The organism is Exiguobacterium sp., assembly GCF_020832205.1.
GTDB lineage: Bacteria > Bacillota > Bacilli > Exiguobacteriales > Exiguobacteriaceae > Exiguobacterium.
This window is the reverse complement of record NZ_JAFIFD010000033.1, coordinates 37,584-54,180: the sequence shown is the minus strand read 5'-3', so window position 1 is coordinate 54,180 and position 16,597 is coordinate 37,584. Positions and strand designations below refer to the sequence as shown.

General features: G+C 52.5%; 21 protein-coding genes. 7 read left to right on the top strand and 14 right to left on the bottom strand.

Going from position 1 to position 16,597, the window contains the following annotated elements; genetic code table 11:
- The first annotated feature begins 212 nt into the window (after window positions 1-212).
- The 4 genes from JJU47_RS07740 (at window position 213) to JJU47_RS07725 (ending at window position 2,781) form a co-directional block, all read left to right on the top strand.
- Window positions 213-1,151: an ABC transporter ATP-binding protein gene (locus tag JJU47_RS07740; RefSeq protein WP_228617888.1), complete on the top strand. Its 939-nt coding sequence runs from the start codon at window positions 213-215 to the stop codon at window positions 1,149-1,151.
- Window positions 1,129-1,866, top strand: a complete 738-nt coding sequence (locus JJU47_RS07735; RefSeq protein ID WP_228617886.1) for an ABC transporter permease — start codon at window positions 1,129-1,131, stop codon at window positions 1,864-1,866. The genes JJU47_RS07740 and JJU47_RS07735 overlap by 23 nt, the downstream gene beginning before the upstream one ends.
- 65 nt (window positions 1,867-1,931) lie before the next feature.
- A complete protein-coding gene (locus JJU47_RS07730; protein ID WP_228617884.1) occupies window positions 1,932-2,474 on the top strand; it encodes a cysteine hydrolase family protein in 543 nt (180 codons plus the stop codon).
- Between the two features lie 112 nt (window positions 2,475-2,586).
- Entirely contained in the window at window positions 2,587-2,781 is a 195-nt protein-coding gene (locus tag JJU47_RS07725) for a hypothetical protein (protein WP_228617881.1), read from the top strand.
- Between the two features lie 24 nt (window positions 2,782-2,805).
- Here the strand turns inward: JJU47_RS07725 and JJU47_RS07720 are convergent, their stop codons facing one another.
- The 5 genes from JJU47_RS07720 to JJU47_RS07695 all read right to left on the bottom strand — a co-directional run bounded on the left by JJU47_RS07720 (window position 2,806) and on the right by JJU47_RS07695 (window position 7,132).
- Window positions 2,806-3,000, bottom strand: a complete 195-nt coding sequence (locus JJU47_RS07720) for a hypothetical protein (protein ID WP_228618251.1) — start codon at window positions 2,998-3,000, stop codon at window positions 2,806-2,808.
- 130 nt (window positions 3,001-3,130) lie between these two features.
- The gene (locus JJU47_RS07710; protein WP_228617878.1) at window positions 3,131-3,739 is read right to left on the bottom strand and encodes a class I SAM-dependent methyltransferase; all 609 of its coding nucleotides are present in this window, start codon (window positions 3,737-3,739) and stop codon (window positions 3,131-3,133) included.
- A 101-nt stretch (window positions 3,740-3,840) separates the two neighbouring features.
- Window positions 3,841-5,751, bottom strand: coding sequence for an LTA synthase family protein (locus JJU47_RS07705; protein ID WP_228617876.1), 1,911 nt, complete (start codon window positions 5,749-5,751; stop codon window positions 3,841-3,843).
- A gap of 191 nt (window positions 5,752-5,942) precedes the next feature.
- A complete protein-coding gene (locus JJU47_RS07700; RefSeq protein WP_228617873.1) occupies window positions 5,943-6,722 on the bottom strand; it encodes a sulfite exporter TauE/SafE family protein in 780 nt (259 codons plus the stop codon).
- A gap of 38 nt (window positions 6,723-6,760) precedes the next feature.
- Entirely contained in the window at window positions 6,761-7,132 is a 372-nt protein-coding gene (locus tag JJU47_RS07695) for a rhodanese-like domain-containing protein (RefSeq protein ID WP_228617871.1), read from the bottom strand.
- A 114-nt stretch (window positions 7,133-7,246) separates the two neighbouring features.
- On the opposite strand from JJU47_RS07695, the gene JJU47_RS07690 reads away from it, so the two are divergent.
- The 3 genes from JJU47_RS07690 (at window position 7,247) to JJU47_RS07680 (ending at window position 10,201) form a co-directional block, all read left to right on the top strand.
- Window positions 7,247-7,543 (top strand): rhodanese-like domain-containing protein, encoded by a 297-nt coding sequence (locus JJU47_RS07690; RefSeq protein ID WP_228617869.1) that lies wholly within the window; start codon window positions 7,247-7,249, stop codon window positions 7,541-7,543.
- Window positions 7,544-7,612: 69 nt separating this feature from the next.
- The gene (locus tag JJU47_RS07685; RefSeq protein ID WP_228617867.1) at window positions 7,613-9,013 is read left to right on the top strand and encodes an MBL fold metallo-hydrolase; all 1,401 of its coding nucleotides are present in this window, start codon (window positions 7,613-7,615) and stop codon (window positions 9,011-9,013) included.
- Between the two features lie 63 nt (window positions 9,014-9,076).
- Window positions 9,077-10,201, top strand: a complete 1,125-nt coding sequence (locus JJU47_RS07680) for a redoxin domain-containing protein (RefSeq protein ID WP_228617865.1) — start codon at window positions 9,077-9,079, stop codon at window positions 10,199-10,201.
- 24 nt (window positions 10,202-10,225) lie between these two features.
- Here JJU47_RS07680 and nfsA read toward each other — a convergent pair whose 3' ends face one another.
- The 9 genes from nfsA to yhbY form a co-directional block, all read right to left on the bottom strand.
- Entirely contained in the window at window positions 10,226-10,978 is a 753-nt protein-coding gene (gene nfsA / locus JJU47_RS07675) for an oxygen-insensitive NADPH nitroreductase (RefSeq protein ID WP_228617862.1), read from the bottom strand.
- Between the two features lie 62 nt (window positions 10,979-11,040).
- Entirely contained in the window at window positions 11,041-11,727 is a 687-nt protein-coding gene (locus JJU47_RS07670) for a hypothetical protein (protein ID WP_228617860.1), read from the bottom strand.
- Window positions 11,728-11,792: 65 nt separating this feature from the next.
- Complete coding sequence (locus JJU47_RS07665; protein WP_228617858.1) at window positions 11,793-13,262, bottom strand: catalase; 1,470 nt, start codon at window positions 13,260-13,262, stop codon at window positions 11,793-11,795.
- 109 nt (window positions 13,263-13,371) lie between these two features.
- Window positions 13,372-13,950, bottom strand: a complete 579-nt coding sequence (locus JJU47_RS07660) for a DUF2238 domain-containing protein (RefSeq protein WP_228617856.1) — start codon at window positions 13,948-13,950, stop codon at window positions 13,372-13,374.
- Window positions 13,951-14,104: 154 nt separating this feature from the next.
- On the bottom strand, window positions 14,105-14,830 hold the full coding sequence (locus JJU47_RS07655; protein ID WP_228617853.1) for a class I SAM-dependent DNA methyltransferase: 726 nt from the start codon (window positions 14,828-14,830) through the stop codon (window positions 14,105-14,107).
- A complete protein-coding gene (rsfS, locus tag JJU47_RS07650; RefSeq protein ID WP_024371856.1) occupies window positions 14,830-15,177 on the bottom strand; it encodes a ribosome silencing factor in 348 nt (115 codons plus the stop codon). Before rsfS ends, JJU47_RS07655 begins: the two co-directional genes overlap by 1 nt.
- A 10-nt stretch (window positions 15,178-15,187) precedes the next feature.
- Window positions 15,188-15,745, bottom strand: coding sequence for a bis(5'-nucleosyl)-tetraphosphatase (symmetrical) YqeK (gene yqeK, locus JJU47_RS07645; RefSeq protein WP_228617851.1), 558 nt, complete (start codon window positions 15,743-15,745; stop codon window positions 15,188-15,190).
- Entirely contained in the window at window positions 15,735-16,304 is a 570-nt protein-coding gene (locus JJU47_RS07640; protein ID WP_228617849.1) for a nicotinate-nucleotide adenylyltransferase, read from the bottom strand. The genes yqeK and JJU47_RS07640 overlap by 11 nt, the downstream gene beginning before the upstream one ends.
- Window positions 16,301-16,597 (bottom strand): ribosome assembly RNA-binding protein YhbY, encoded by a 297-nt coding sequence (yhbY, locus tag JJU47_RS07635; protein WP_228617846.1) that lies wholly within the window; start codon window positions 16,595-16,597, stop codon window positions 16,301-16,303. The genes JJU47_RS07640 and yhbY overlap by 4 nt, the downstream gene beginning before the upstream one ends.

Below are 16,597 nucleotides of genomic sequence, written 5' to 3'. Positions count from 1 at the left end.
CTCCCCTTCATACTACACCTTTCCAGCTCGAAAGACCCTTTCAAATTCACAATTCGTCCATACTATTTCAATAAGTTTTCCTTATCGGTAAATTGTGAACCGACGGCTCCGTTTCAACAATTTCAAAAAAAGGTGAAACCTTGTTTCAAAACCGTCCGTATGAGAGGTGTAGGCAAGTTGGAACATACACTTTATGAAAGTTAGGTGACACGATGTTAACCGTACAAAACGTACACAAAAAGATGGGCAAGACGAACGTATTAACTAACGTCAGCTTTGAAGTCGTGCCGGGTGAAATCTTCGGGTTCCTCGGTCCGAACGGCGCCGGGAAGACGACGACGATCCGCATCATTACCGGCCTCATGCCGGCGACACATGGCTCCGTGACCGTCGATGGGTTCGACGTCGCGACCGAGCGCCAAGAGGCGCTTAGCCGCATCGGGGCAATCGTTGAGAATCCGGCTTTCTATCCGTACTTGACGGGACGTGAAAACTTGATTCATGCGATGAACTTGATCCCGGGTCTGAAAAAAGTGGACTTGAACGCTCTCGGTGCTTTAGTCGGGCTCGAAACGAAGCTCGATATGAAAGTGAAACAATATTCACTTGGAATGAAACAACGGCTCGGGATCGCCCGGGCGCTCTTACACAATCCGAAAGTGCTTATTTTGGATGAACCGACGAACGGGCTCGACCCGGCCGGCATCGCCGACCTGCGTCAGTACTTACGGCACCTCGCCGACCACCGCGGCATCGCCATCTTGATCTCGAGCCATCTGCTCAGCGAGATGGAAATGATCACGGACCGTTTCGCCATCATCGACCATGGCCAAATCAAATCCGTTCAGGGCGGCGAAGGCGAACCGAAAACGGAAAGCGTCATCCTTTGTAAAGTCGACCGGGCCGATATGTCCGAGGCGCTCGACGTGGCGGCGCTCACTTTCGATGACGTCAAAATCGTCCAACAGTCGGCCGAGACGTTCATCATCCCACGTCCGGAAGCCGATATCCCCCACTTACTGAAACATCTTGTCGACCGGGACATCGGGGTATATCAGATCGGGATGAAGCACGAGACGCTCGAAGAACAGTTCTTGAAATTGACGAAGAAAGAAGGAGGCACGAACCATGCGTTCATTACTAGCCAATGAGTTCATGAAGTGGCGGCGAACGATTAAGCCGCTCATCGCCCTCGGGATGTATACCGGGATTATCATCTTGACGTACTTCATCGTCCGAAGCGGAAATGAACCGGGGGATGCCGCCACGTTCGTCAACTATGCGACGATGGCCGCGATGACGTTCCTCGGCATCTTCACCATCGTGTTCACGGCCGAGATGATCGGGAACGAGTTAAAGTTCGACACGTTGAAGCACCTGCTCATGAGCCCTTACTCACGCGACCGCATCCTGTTGTCAAAACTGATTGCCGCGCTTCTCATCATGCTCGTCCAATTCGTGTTCATCCTCGCCGTTTCGTATGGCTTCGCTTTCACGCTAGACGGGAGCTTGACGTTCGAACAGTTCCGCAACATTCTGCTCAGCGTCTCAAGCGGTGTGTTCGTGATCTTCTTGACGCTCATGTTCTCGGTCGTCTTCAAGTCGACCGGCGTCGTCATCGGTTTTACCGTGCTCGCGAACTTCCTCTCGACGATGATCGGCGGGCTCCTCATCACGTGGAAGCCGGCCATCGCCAAATGGATCGTCTTCTTGCACACGGATTTGTCCGTCTATTACCAGAGCCCCGGGTTCATGGAGACGATGGACGTGACGATTTGGTTCTCGGCGCTATACGTGCTGATCCACATCATCGCGTTTTACGTCATCACGGCGTTCATGTTCCGAAGCAAAACGTTCGCGGAATGACGATTATCGAGCAGTAGAAAGTGGTACCTCCCTAAAGAGAGCATCTTTGTATGGGAGGGATATGTATGCCAAAGACGGCACTGCTCATCATCGACATGTTCAACGACTTTGATTTTGTCGGCGGGGACGACCTGTTGCGTAACACGGAACCGATTGTCGAGCCGATTTTGAAGCTGAAGCGTCACTTTAAAGACGCGGACTTGCCGGTCATTTACTGCAACGACAACTTCGGCCAATGGAAAGACAGTACGGAAGACATCATCCGTCACGTCGACGCTTCGAAAGGCAGCGCCATCGCCGAACGAATCGCGCCGGAAGACAAGGAGTATTTCATCATCAAGCCACGACATTCGACGTTTTACGGGACGCAGCTCGACATCTTGCTGCGGCAACTCGACGTCACGTCACTCGTTTTGACCGGCGTCGCCTCGGACATCTGCATCTTGTTCTCGGCGAACGACGGCTATATGCGGGAGTATGAGCTCCACGTCCCGCGCGACTGTGTCGCCGCCGAGACGGACAAACGCAACGAGAGCGCCTTGACCGTCATCCACGAAGCGCTCGGGATTCCGATTGACGATGCCGACACGTATCTCAAGGATAAATAGGTGTGATAAAAGCCTCTGACCGTTGGACACACAATCCCAACATTTCAGAGGCTTTTTTGTTTGGTTTTCAGCTATGCTAAATATATGAAGAAACAATGAAGGATGTGACAGAATGTACCTCACGATCGGATTATCGTTACTCGTCTGTTTGATTGCCCTCGTCTTCACGATCATGGTCGGCCTCGGCAAAGACAAATCTGAGTATAGCCAGAAGAAGAGTTGGTCGATGGTTTCCTGGATTTATATCATCTTGCTCCCGCTCTCGTTCCTCGGGCTCGGATTACTTTATTATTTCATCACCCGGTGACGTGTTCATCGGGCTTTTTTTGATTTAACTTGCAAGTGTCGGCTTCACCGCCAATGATGCGGCAAGGATGCCAATGACCGGGAAGACGAGCGAGTACCAAATGATCGACTCATAGTTCCCGAACAAGTCGTAGGCGATCCCGAACGGAAGCGGACCGACCGCCGAAACGAGCACCATGACGGACGTCGCGAGCCCGCTGATGCTGCCGAGCGCGACCATCCGAAGTCGGTTATGTACTGATCGATGAACACTGAGATGAAATACGTCTGACCGGGGCCGGAAAAAAATACTCCGAGGCCCGCAATCATCACCATATACCATCCGTAGTAGGATGGTTTTTTCATCTTGTTCATTTCACCGCTACCGCGATCCCGAACGGATAGTGCCGGTTCGGTCGTTTAGGCTCTACGAGGACACCTCGTTGATAGTAGTAGTCGACCGACGTGAAGCGATCGAACAGCGCCTCAAATTCCGTTTCTGTGAACTGGTGGGCGTGGAACGGCTCATTCGTCGGCTGCCCGACCCCTTGCCCGAACGGGGTCGACAAGACGAGCGTCCCGCCAGGTTTCAACATCGCCCAGACGTTATCCATAAAGCACTCGAAATCTACGACGTGCTCAATCGTCTCAAAACTGACGATGCAGTCGAATTGACCGAGTCGTTCCGGTAACGTCCGGTCGAGCACGTCCCCGACGAGGTAGCTGACGCTTGGGTGATGATATCTTCCTTTCGCGTATGCAATCGTGGTCTCGGACACGTCGACCCCAACGACTTCCGTCACAGTGCCTTTCAACGTTTTCGCAATCAACTGTCCTCCATAGCCGCTCCCGGTCGCAAAATCGAGCACGCGACCGTTCAAATACAATAATGAAAACTGATAGCGGGCAATGTGTTCGAGCAACATCCCGTTCATCGGATTCATCTGATCCGGGATGACCCGTTCTCCCGTATACTCCATTCGCTTCACTCTCTCCTGTTATGACTCCTGTCATCTTACCACGTTCGTTCACATCTTGATTCAAGACCACAAAAAAAGAGAGATGGAACTCTCTCTTTTTATCATTCATTCTGTTCTCTGAATCGAAGCAAATCGGAGTAGATGATCGAGTCATTCATCTCGAGCACGCGATTCGCCTCTTCTTCGAGCGGGTTACATGCTTCCGTATCGTCTGCGACTTCACCCGTCTCTGCTTCATAGCACATCGACTGCGTGAAGACGTAATCTTTCGTGATCATCGTCCCGTCCCGGAAGATGGCGCGGTCGTTCCGCTCCGGTGCGAACAAATCGTTCCCGAACCCGATTTGATCCGACGTATCAATTCCGAGGAGATGCTGAATCGTCGGATTCATGTCGATTTGGCTACCGATTCCGTCATGGACGACACCTTCCTCTTGCCCCGGCAAGTGAATCGCGAATGGCACTTGTTGTAGCTTCGCGACGTCATACGGTGTGATTTCATCTTTGCCGAGCAAGTCGGCCATCGCGGCGTTATGGTTCGTCGAGATGCCGTTATGGTCACCATAGACGATAAAGATCGTGTCTTCCCACATGCCGTTCGCCTTCAACTCGTCGATGAACAAGCCGAGCGCATAGTCTTGATAAGCGAGTGCCTGCGGGAAGTTGTTGAGCGTCGTCGAATTCGTCTCGAACTTCGGTACGAGCTCATGCTCCTCGCTCGGCATCGTGAACGGGAAATGGTTCGTGAGCGTGATGAATTTCGCAAAGTACGGTTCCGGGAGCTCCTCGAGCATCGGCACCGATTGCAAGAAGAACTCATCGTCGAGCAGTCCCCACTCCGTCATATCGGCCGGGTCGCCTAAGTCGTAGTAGTCTTGGTCATAGAACGAGTCGACACCGATGTTGGCGTACATTTGGTCACGGTTCCAGAACGACTTGTTGTTGGCATGGAACACAGCTGAATGGTAATCGGCCTGTTTGATTCGCTCAGTCAACGCATCGTACTCGTTATCGGCGTTCGTGAAGTATACCCCACCACGCGGCAAGCCGAAGAGCGAGTTGTCGAGGGCGAACTCAGAGTCCGACGTCTTCCCTTGGCCGGTCGTATGGTAGAAGTTCGGCCAGAAGTGCGACTCTTCAATCAGTTTGTTCAAGTTCGGCGTGATGTACTCGCCGTTCGGCGCTTTCATATGATTCGTGAAGTTTTGGGCCGACTCGAACGATACGGCGATGACGTTTTTGCCTTTATACTTACCGAACATCTCCGGGTCCGGTGCCGCATAGTTCTGACGCGTATACGATTCAATCTCTGCGAGCTCTGACCCGTCCGCCATCGCTTTTTGCGCCGACGTCTTCGTCTGGAGCATCGCGTCATAAATGTGGAAATTGAACGGTCCTAAGTTTTTGACGAGCAGTTCACGATCGAACGAGCGCGTAAGTAGCTCTGGACGTTCTGTCTCGGCGAGCGCCAAATTGAAACCGAACATGGCTGCAGCCGCAACGAACGTGGCGATGACGCGTTTGCGTGACGCCTTGCCCGTCTCGTTCATCTTCCAAAGCAGGAACGGCAAAACGATCAAGTCACCGACGATGAGCAAGTCCTTCCATTGAAGCAGTGAGAAGAACGAAGACGACAACGTCTCCATGTTCGACGATTGGAACAAGACCGGCACGGTCAAGAAATCCGTGAATTCACGATAATACGTCGTATCAGCGAACAAGATGAGCGACGAGACCGCATACAAGATGTAGAGGGCCCATTTACGCTTATTTCCACTGAAGAAAAAGCTGAACGCGAATAAGAACAGCGTCGAGCTAATCGGGTTGATCAACAAAATGAACGACTGCATCGCGTTGTCAATCGGGATGTTGAAAAAGAACTGATACGCAATCGTCGACTTCGTCCACAACAGCAGCGTGAACAGCCAGAACAGACGATGCGTCCGGAACGAGTTCGCCGCCGTCTGACGGAACCGTTCCATCTTTCCTTTCGGTTGATTCAAGTGATTCATTGTCTCAAACACTCCTTACCACTCAATAAATTCATATCAAATCGTGCAAGCACGATGAAACGGACAAACGTATGAATCGTATTTTAACGTTCTTGTGAACGTAAATCAACCGAGGGACTGTGTGAAATCGTTGTACACTGCCGACGCGTATGCAAAAAGGCTACCGAACGGAATCGGTAGCCTGACTTCTTTTATCCGATGATATCCATCCAAATCTTGACCGTGCTCGCTAAAATTAACAGCGCCAAGATGAGTTGGAGCGACTTCGTCTTCATGTTTTTCCCGACGCTCGCTCCGATCGGTGCCGCGATCAAGCTGGCGATAATCATGATGAAGGCCGGCTCCCACACGATTTGGTCGGTGATGATTTTCCCGGCCGTCGATCCGATCGATGAGATGAATGTGATGGCGAGAGAACTCGCAATCGCCATTTTCGTCGGGATGCGTAAGACGACGAGCATGATCGGCATCAAGATGAACGCCCCCGCTGCTCCGACGATCCCTGAGGCGATTCCGACGACAAACGCCGACCCGGCGGCGATGACTTTGTTGAACGTCACTTGATCGAGCGGGACGTTCTCGACGTTCGCTTTCGGCAAGAACATCATGACCGTCGCGATTGTGGCCAGTACGGCGTACACGACGTTAATCAAGTTCTCCGACAAGAGCGTCGATCCGTAACCGCCGAGGAAGCTCCCGATCAACACTGCGACACCCATATAAAGGATGAGCTGTTTGTTCAAGTAGCCGCCTTTCCGGTAAGCGTAGATCCCCCCGATTGTCGCGAAGAACACTTGGATCGCACTGATTCCGGATACCTCGTGCGCGCTGAACGCCGCAAACCCAAGGAGCGGCGGAATGTACAACAACATCGGATATTTGATGATCGAACCACCGATGCCGACCATCCCCGAGATGAACGACCCGATGAATCCGATTAAAAAGATGGTAATGATGAACCCTAACTCCATAAACAATCCTCCAGTTCCCTACTTGCGATAAGTAAGTTCTATTTCTGTTCCCAGGCGATCATGCCGCCGGTCACGTCATAAATTTCAGTATACCCCCGGTCGTTCAACAAGCTTGCAGCTTGGGCGCTCCGGTTTCCGCTTCGGCAGATAATATAGAGAGGTTCGTCTTTCGCATAAGGCAATTCGGTTTCATTTAATGTAGAAAGTGGTGCGTTCACCGCTCCCTCGATATGCCCCCCCTCGTATTCATCCACTTCACGGACATCAATCAAGGTAATATCTTCGTTTTCCAATCTGTTTTGTAATGTTTCAACATCAATTTTAGTAATTTCTCCCTTACTAGATGTGAATAGTACGATTAAAAGGGTACCAACTACTAAAAATGACAACAACATCACGATTTTACGCATTTTATTCGCCTCCAATCTTTCTGCTTGCATCGAGTATACCTTAGGGGGTATATTAAAGCCAACGAAAGATTCTCGTTGCCAAAACTTGATTCAGGAAAAGGAGATTATGACCACATGAAAACCATTTCTACGACTGAACTTGAAACGTTGCTTAACGCTGATGACTCGATCAACTTGATTGACGTTCGTGAAACGGACGAATATGCGGGCGGCCATATTAAACAAGCGAAAAACGTACCGCTCTCTGAATTCGGGGCGAAAGTCGATGAGCTCGACCGTTCAAAACCGATTCACGTCATTTGCGCGGCAGGTGGACGCAGCATGAACGCGTCGGCTTACCTTGACTCGCTCGGCTTCGACGTTGTCAATGTCGATGGTGGCATGATGAGCTGGACGGGTGAAACCGTTTAATCATTTCTTTATATACATTTCAACGAACCAACTGATGTTTACAGTCAACTATTCTAGGGGGTACTTCACATGTTATTACGTTATTTCTATGATGAAAAATTAGCACAAGCTTCATATATGGTCGGTTGCCAAATGACAGGCGAGGCCGTCGTCATCGACCCGGCCCGCAACATCACACCTTACTTGCAAGAAGCTGAAAAAGAAGGCATGACGATCGTCGCGACTGCCGAGACGCACATTCACGCCGACTTCGTCTCAGGATCACTCGAGCTCGCCAAGCGCACGGGTTCAAAAGCGTATTTGTCAGATGAAGGCGACGCTTCATGGAAGTACGCGTTCGCAAAAGACATCGACTCACAACTCGTCAAAGAAGGCGACACGTTCAAAGTCGGTAACGTCACGCTCGAAGTCATGCACACACCAGGTCACACGCCAGAACATATCTCGTTCTTGCTCTACGACCGCAACCAAACGCAACCGATGGGCATCTTCACAGGCGACTTCGTCTTCGTCGGCGACATCGGTCGTCCTGACCTACTCGAAGAAGCAGCCGGTGTGAAAGGCACGACAGCGATCGGCGCCGAGCAAATGTTCGATTCGCTTAAAAAGTTCAAAGCTCTTCCTGACTTCGTCCAAGTTTGGCCTGGCCACGGTGCCGGCAGTGCTTGCGGAAAAGCGCTCGGCGCGATTCCGACATCGACGGTCGGTTACGAGAAAGCGACGAACTGGGCGCTTCAAATGACAGACAAAGATGCGTTCATCAAAGAGTTGACGACGGACCAACCGGAGCCGCCGAACTACTTCGCGATGATGAAGAAAGTGAACAAAGAAGGCATTCAAGTGACGAACGAGATCGCTCGTCCAGAAGTCGTCGGTGCTGAGCGCCTTGACACTCTCGTCGAAGCGACACAAGTGATCGATACGCGTAAAGGCGAAGAGTTTGCCAAAGGCCACGTCCCTGGCACAATCAACATCCCATACAACACGAAGTTCGTCTCATGGGCCGGCTGGCTCGTCAACTTCGACCAAGACATCACGCTCATCGCGAGCGCTGACGATGTCGAGCAAGTCCAAACCGACCTTCAATCGATCGGCATGGACAAGCTTCGCTACATCGTTCCGATTGAAGAGCTCGGTCAAGAGCTGTTGACGGAGACGTACACGGATGTGACGGCCGAACAAGCGATCGATTCAGCTGAAAAAGGCGACGTGTTCGTACTTGACGTCCGCAACGCGACAGAATGGAACGCGAGCCACTATGAGAAAGCCGAACGCATCTTGCTCGGAAAACTCGCACGCGACCATAAAGGTCTCCCGACAGACCAAACGATTGCTGTCCACTGTGCGTCTGGCGTCCGTTCACGCATGGCAGCGAGCGTCCTTCAATCGCTCGGCTACAAGGATATTCAAAACATCCTCGGTGGCTATGGCGCGATGAAGACGGTCCTCAATGCAGAACAGATTCGCTAATGCTATACTAAAAACAAAGAAAGCGCCCACTCGTTTGGGCGCTTTTTCTCTAGGAGGGATTACGTGATCGCCATCGGTCCACTGAACATCCGACTCGACTTGCTCGTTTTCATGGTCAGTCTGCTCATTCTCTACATTGGCTTCAAAAAAATCGGTTTGACGGAAAAAGAGCGTGATGCCGTCCTCGGCACGTGGTTTATTGGCTTCCTCGCATGGAAAGGGAGCGCCATCGTGATCGGTCTGATCACGACCGGCAGTTTATCGCTCGCTTTGTATGCGACCGGCGGAAATTGGTCTGTCGCCATCGCTGTGCTCGCCATCTTCCTATTCGTCTTTCGGCTCAATCAGCAGCTATATGGCTACTGGGCGTTGTCCGGTCTCGTCCTTTGGCTCGGAGTGACGCTCGCCGTCCCGCGTTATGCCTCGCTCCCGCTCATCGCTTCACCCCAGCCGCTCCACTTTTACATGGCCGGGCTCATCGTCTTATTGATCATCACGACGTGGCGTTGGATGCGGACGCCGTCGCTCGGCTTATTGATTTGGACGATGGCCGGGGCATTGGCCATCTGGCTCGCGAGCACGTACGTGACGACGACTCTGAACCTCGCGTGGCTCGTTCTTTTCGCAGGTCTGGTCGGCTTTGCTGTTTACTTCGCTAGACCGTCGCGCCGTGTCGTGCAGTACGGCCTAGGCGTCCTCGTCTTCCTCGCTGTCGTCAATGCGAGTTTGCCGGACGAGACGAAAACGCTCGACTCGAATGCGACAGAGGCGACCGGACTGAATATCGGACAAGTCCCGCCGAACTTTGAGTTGAGACGGACGGACGGCAGTACGTTCCGCTTAGAAGAGTTACGGGGGCAGCGTGTCGTCATCAACTTCTGGGCATCGTGGTGCCCGCCGTGCCGCGCCGAGATGCCCGATATGGCCGCCTTCGCCCGGTCGACGGACGAAGTGACGATTGTCGCTGTGAATACGACGACGAGTGAGCGTGACGTGAACGATGCGCGCGACTTTGTCGCCCCGTACGAAGATGCGTTCGAAGTCGTCTATGATGAGGATGGCGCCGTCGCGAACGGCTATCGCATCCAAGCGATGCCGACGACGTACGTCCTCGACGAGAACGGCGTCATTTTAGCGAAACAGTTCGGTGCCATCGACAAGGCATGGCTCGATGCCCGGACAAAATAAAAACCGCCGAAGTTTTGGCGGTTTTTATTTTTGCTTCAAGTATCCTTGCGTCTTCAAAAAGTCTTTCACGTCGAGCCGTGTCGGTTTCGACAACATCCGTCCCATTTGTCCCGTCCATGTATCATCACGGCGGTTCGAACCTCGTGCCGCATAGTAGTCATGAATTGTCTCGTCGTACCGTGACAGTTGGCGCTTCAGTTCGTCCGGGTCGAGCTCATATGTATTCTCGTGATAAACATGACCGAACGGCAGACGCGGTTTTTGGTCTTCGACGTGGGCTGGCACCCCGACCGCGAGACCGAACAGCGGCAACACCCGCTCCGGCAGACCGAGCAGTTCTTTCACGGCGAACATATCGTTCCGAATCCCGCCGATATAACAAATGCCAAGTCCCATCGATTCAGCGGCGACGACCGCGTTTTGTGAGGCGAGGGCTGCATCGATGACGGCGACGAGCAGTTTTTCATCCGTCTCGAGCGTTTTCGTGACGGCCGCTTCGTGAAGTTCACCGATCAACTCGTGACGGTAAAAATCGGCACAGAAGACGAAGAAGTGCCCGTTCTCGGCAACGTACGCCTGGTTCCCGGCAATCTCGGCAAGTCGCGTCTTCTTCTCGAAATCGGTGACCCCGATGATCGAGTAGGCTTGGATGAAGCTCGATGTCGAAGCACGTTGGGCGCTCTCGACGATGAGCCGGATTTGTTCGGCGGTCAAGCGCTCGTCCGAGAACGAACGGACGGAGCGGTGGTTCAATAACGTTTCGATGACTTGATTCATGAAGCTTCCCCCTTTTCTCTAATCTTGACATAGAGGGAAGACTTCCGACAATTGTAGAGACTTCACTCCACTTTCGAGATGACCCATGGCAACCATAAGACAGGCTCCGTCCCCACGTCTTCTTGATTACTGTATGTACAATAATGTTCCACTTCTGCGAGCGTCGGAATGAAACCGTGCTCGTTCAACTGAAACGTGAATCGTTCGGCGAAATCTCTTTCTAACCCATTACATAAATATGAGTGAAACGTGCCGTACTCATAACCGAGCACTTCGTAACCGAGAAGCTTCCCCATCGGCTCGTCGCGTTCGTGTCGCAAAATGAACCGCTCGACTCCGTATCGCTCAGGGCTGTCTCCGTCTTCCCCTTCTACTAAAAAGTCAGAAACATAAGACTCAGGTAGGCCGATCTCAATGATGTCGAGTTCGATGTGAGAGAAGAAACGGTCCCGAAATTTCTTTGCGAGTTCAATCGTCTGAAACGTTTGAGGGTATCCGAGTTCTCCGCTCTCCTGATAGAACTCCACCCATTCTATGAGGATGAGAAACTCTTCTTCGCTGAGTCGCAGCCGTTCTCGATACTGATTCTTACTACGGTTTGACGTCCCCCAAAGCACATCAAGCGTTGGGTGTTGCTCACAAATGCATGCACTCGCTGACTGGATGAACTCCGGAATCAGGCGCTCGTCCATATAGTCGGCTCGTTCGGTACGTTCGATCAGCAAGTAACCTCCACTTCGCACCTTCAATCTCACCACCTCCACTCTCTAGTATACGAAAAAAGCAGAGCGCAAACGCACTCTGCTTCAACCGGTTATTCTGTCACTTGGCTCAAAAACGGTGTGATGTCGACATTGAGCTCTTTTGAAAGACGCTCGCCGAGGTCACGGTCCGCACGGTAGAAGTTGCAAATCAACAGAAGCACTGTGTTCTCGTGACGGACTTCTTTAATGTGCGCCACCAAGTTGTTCACGAGGGCTGTCTTCTCTTCTTCCGAGTAGCGGCGGTACACTTCACCCGCTTGACCGAAGTCGTTCGTTTTCTCGATCTTTTGACGACCGGCTACGCCTGTGAGCGGCTGTTCCGTCTCGATATAAGCCGCATCCGGTTTCGGTGCGTCCTCATAGCGGTTCGGCTCATAGTTGACCGGGCTCGTCTGTTGCTTGAACGGCATCGCGCCGTCACGCTGGTTGTTCGACACTTGGGCGAACGGGCAGTTGATCGGGAGCTGCAAGTAGTTCGCCCCGATGCGGTAACGTTGCGTGTCCGAGTACGAGAACAAGCGGCCTTGGAGCATCTTGTCTTCAGACGGTTGAATACCAGGCACGAGCACGCCCGGGTTGAAACCGACCGATTCCGTCTCAGCGAAGTAGTTGTCGACGTTTTTGTTCAATGTCATCGTTCCGACGAGTTGATACGGGATGACGTCCTCGAACCAATCTTTCGTCGCGTCGAGCGGATCGAAATCGAAGTTGTCCATATCGGCCGGGTCGAGGATTTGGACGTATAGATCCCACTCTGGGAAGTCGCCTTCTTCGATGGCATTGAACAAGTCACGCGTCGCATGGTTGAAGTCTTCCGCTTGCACTTTAGCCGCTTCGTCCATCGATAAGTTTTTAATCCCTTGTTTCGGAACCCAACGGAGTTTTACGTACACCGTGTTGCCGAATTCGTTGACCCATTTGAACGAGTGGACCGAAGAACCGCGCATATGACGGTATGACGCTGGGATGCCTTCGTCACTGAACAAGTGGATGAGCATGCTCGTCGACTCCGGTGTGAGCGACATGAAGTCGAAGAAACGGTCCGGGTCTTGGAGGTTCGTCCGTGGGTCCGGCTTGAGTGAATGAATCACGTCCGGGAATTTGATGGCATCACGGATGAAGAAGACCGGCAAGTTGTTTCCGACGAAGTCATAGTTGCCTTCCTCTGTGTAGAACTTGACCGAGAATCCGCGCGGGTCACGAAGCGTTTCCGGCGAGCCGAGGCCGTGGATAACTGTCGAGAAGCGAGCAAAAATTGGTGTTTCTTTTCCTTCTTCTTGCAAGAAATTGGCTTTTGTATAACGTTTCATGCTATTTTTAACTTTGAAGACCCCGTGTGCCCCGGCACCACGGGCGTGGACGACCCGCTCCGGTACGCGCTCACGGTCAAAGTGGGCGAGTTTCTCAATTAGCTGATAATCTTCGAGAAGCGTTGGGCCGCGGCGGCCCGCAGTGATGGAGTTGGCGTTATCCCCGATCGGGACGCCTTGGTTAGTAGTTAGACGACGATGTTGATCCATATTGTTGCCTCCTCTTTATAATCATTCTTACAAAGTTAATGATATTAAAAGATAATAATTATTACAAACAAAAGAGCTCGAGATTCTCCAGCTCTTTTTGTAATCGCTATCATTCCCCTTTTTTTTGTTGTTCTTTCCGATGGATCTCTGTCACTAGCAGGGCCGCGATGATCCCGCCGAGTGACCCGGCGACGATGTCGACCATCGTATCGTCGTTGCCGTTCCCTTGCATCGTCGTATTCAAAACGAGATCGGACGTGAACTCATACATTTCCCAAAGCGCAGCCCCCGCCATCGAAAAGACGACGATGTAGACGAAGACGAACCGTTTCGGCATCTCAAGCCGAATGTCGTCATCGAGGCGGCTGAAAAAGTCGTAACCGAGAAATGCTAAAAACACCCCGCTCAAGACGTGTAAAAACGTGTCCCACCATCCGTTCGAGTAAAGTCCGACAATCGACCCTAAATATTGAGAAGCAAATAAAAATAAGATATAGGCGACTTTCATCTTCGCATCGAACTCGGTCTTGAACGCTTTCTCCAATACGAACGGGATCAATCCGGACACCATGCCGGCACCGGCGACGCTCGCATCGAACCACGCCCCTTCGATGACCGACGTGATGAGAATAATCCCCATGAACAAAACGAACCCGAATTCTAACATCCGTCCTCGTGTCAGTTTCATCCCGCATTCCTTCCTTCCGTCCCATGTCTCTTGTTCTCATTCCCGATTCGGACAAGAATGGAACGATTTCTACTAAAAATTCACGCTTTTGTCGGATCACGACACGTCCCGGCATGACAAAAAGACCCCGTCGCTTCCGCGATGGGGTCTCGTCTTATTTCTCGGCGACGAAGAAGATTCGTTCGGCGTCCGGACCCGGTGCTTGATCCGTAAAGTCGGCCGTGACCGATTTCACATGAAAACCCGCACCGATGAGCCACTGCATATACTGACCTGGCTCAAACGTCCGTTGCTCATGTGTCTCTTCGACCCGCTCGTACGTGCCATCTTCCAAGACGACGAAAAACGTCAAATCATGGACGACTGAGAGCGGGGCCTCGCCTGGGTCGGCGAACCAAATGTATGAGCAGTCCTCTTCATTCGACGCGTACGTCTTTGAATTGAACAACGTCTGCATCTTATTTGGCGAGTGCACGTCAAAGATGAACGTGCCGCCCGGTTTGAGCTGCTCATAGACGGCTTCGAACGTATCGATGACGTCGGCCTCGTCCGTTAGATAACATAGCGAATCGCAAAGGATCGTCACGGCGTCAACCGGGTGCGGCAACTCGAGCTCACGCATGTCCTGTTGCCAGAGCGGCAAGTCGACACCTGCCTCGAGCGCCTTCTCTTGCGCGACTTCAAGCATCGACTCTGACAAGTCGAGCCCAATCGTGTCATAGTGCGCGGCGAGTTGAATCGTCGCAGAACCCGTCCCGCATCCGACGTCGGCGAGCGATGCCCCGTCCGGCACATGACGTCGCACGAAGGCGACCCACTCCCCGTACGGCGCACCTTTCATCAACTCATCGTATACGTAGGCGAACCCTTCGTACGCCATTAGCCGACTTCCACTTCGATGTGCGGCGCATCAGCCCACAGCCGCTCAAGGTTGTAGTAGTCGCGGTCGTCGCGATGGAAGATGTGGACGACGACGTTCTCGAGGTCAGCAAGCACCCAACGAGCCGTGTCCATGCCTTCAAACTTGTGAAGCGGGAGATCGTTCTCTCCTGCGACGTCTTTAATCTCGCGAGCGATCGCTTCGACTTGCTTCTCCGAGTTACCGTGGCAGATGACGAAGTAATCGGCGATCGGTGAAATGCCTTCCATGTCGAGGACGACGATATCTTCGGCGCGCTTATCATCCGCAGCCTTCACAATCAATTCAAGTTGTTCTTTTACAGTCATATTGACCCTCCTAAGGTGTGTTCACAAAATAGTTATACGTCTCAATCGTCAGCGGGAAAATCCGCACTGACTTGTTCAATAAATGATGGATCGTCTGGCGCAGTGTGGCGACGACGGCTTCCTCAAGTGAGGCGTCGGCCGTCTCGCGCAACCGTTCAACGCCAGGATAGTTCCGATTCGGTTCAATCGCATCGGCCACGAATATAATCTGGTCGAGCCGCGACATCCCCGGTTCACCCGTCGTGTGATTTTTGATGGCGGATACGACGGCTGCGTCCAGGTCATAAGCGCGGTCCAACAAGACCGCCCCGACCGGCGCATGCAACAACTCGTCATCAAACTCGAGCAACAATGGGTCGAGCGGCTCGTCTACGACGACTCGCCGCATCTCTTCACGGTCAATATATTTCGCATAGTCGTGCAACATCGCTGCCAGACGTGCCTGTTCCACGTTTTCTCCATACTTCAACGCGAGGCGTTCGGCCGTCTCGACGACGCCGAGCGTATGGATGAACCGTTTTTCGGGCAACGTCTGTTCAATCAACGTTCTCGCTTCTTCATACGTCATACAGTCCATGCTCCTTGATATAAGTTTCGACAGCAGCCGGCACGAGGTAGGCGACCGAGCGCTTCCGCTTCGCGCGTTCCCGGATGTCGGTCGATGAGATCTCAAGCTGCGGCATATCGATCGTCCGGACGTCGGCCTGCTTCGGGATGCGGTATCGGCTTCCCGGACGAGCGACGGCACCGAACGTGACGAGCGTCACGAGCGTCTCATAATCGTACCATTTCTCGAGCGATTCAAGCGAATCGGCACCGATCAAGAAAAAGAACGTGTCGTCGGGATAGCGTTCACGCAACCGTTTCATCGTCTCGACCGTGTACGACGGTTCAACACGTTCGAACTCGATCAAACTGAGTTTGAAGACAGGGTTGTCCGCGATCGCCCGTCGTGTCATCTCGATCCGGTCGTCTGCCGGACTGAACCCGGCCTTATGGGGCGGGATGGCCGCTGGCAAAAACCAGATCTCGTCAAGGTCGAGTTGTTCTCGCGCCTGTTCGGCGATGAGCAGATGCCCGACGTGCGGCGGGTCGAACGTCCCTCCCATCAAGCCGATGCGGCTCATGGAAGTTTGATTTGGCGATTTTCTTTCTCCGTCGCCTGTTTATACAAGACGATGACTTTCCCGATGACTTGAACGACTTCGGCTTTCGTACCTTCAGCGAGTTCTCCGGCCACGTCTTTCGGCGTGTCGGCGCAGTTTTGGAGCACTTGCACTTTCAACAGTTCTCGCTTCTCGAGCGCGTCACTAATATCTTTGCACATCGTTTCGCTGACACCATTTTTACCGACTTGATAAATCGGCGAGAGGTGATGGGCCTCTGAACGTAAAAAACGTTTTTGTTTACCTGATAACAT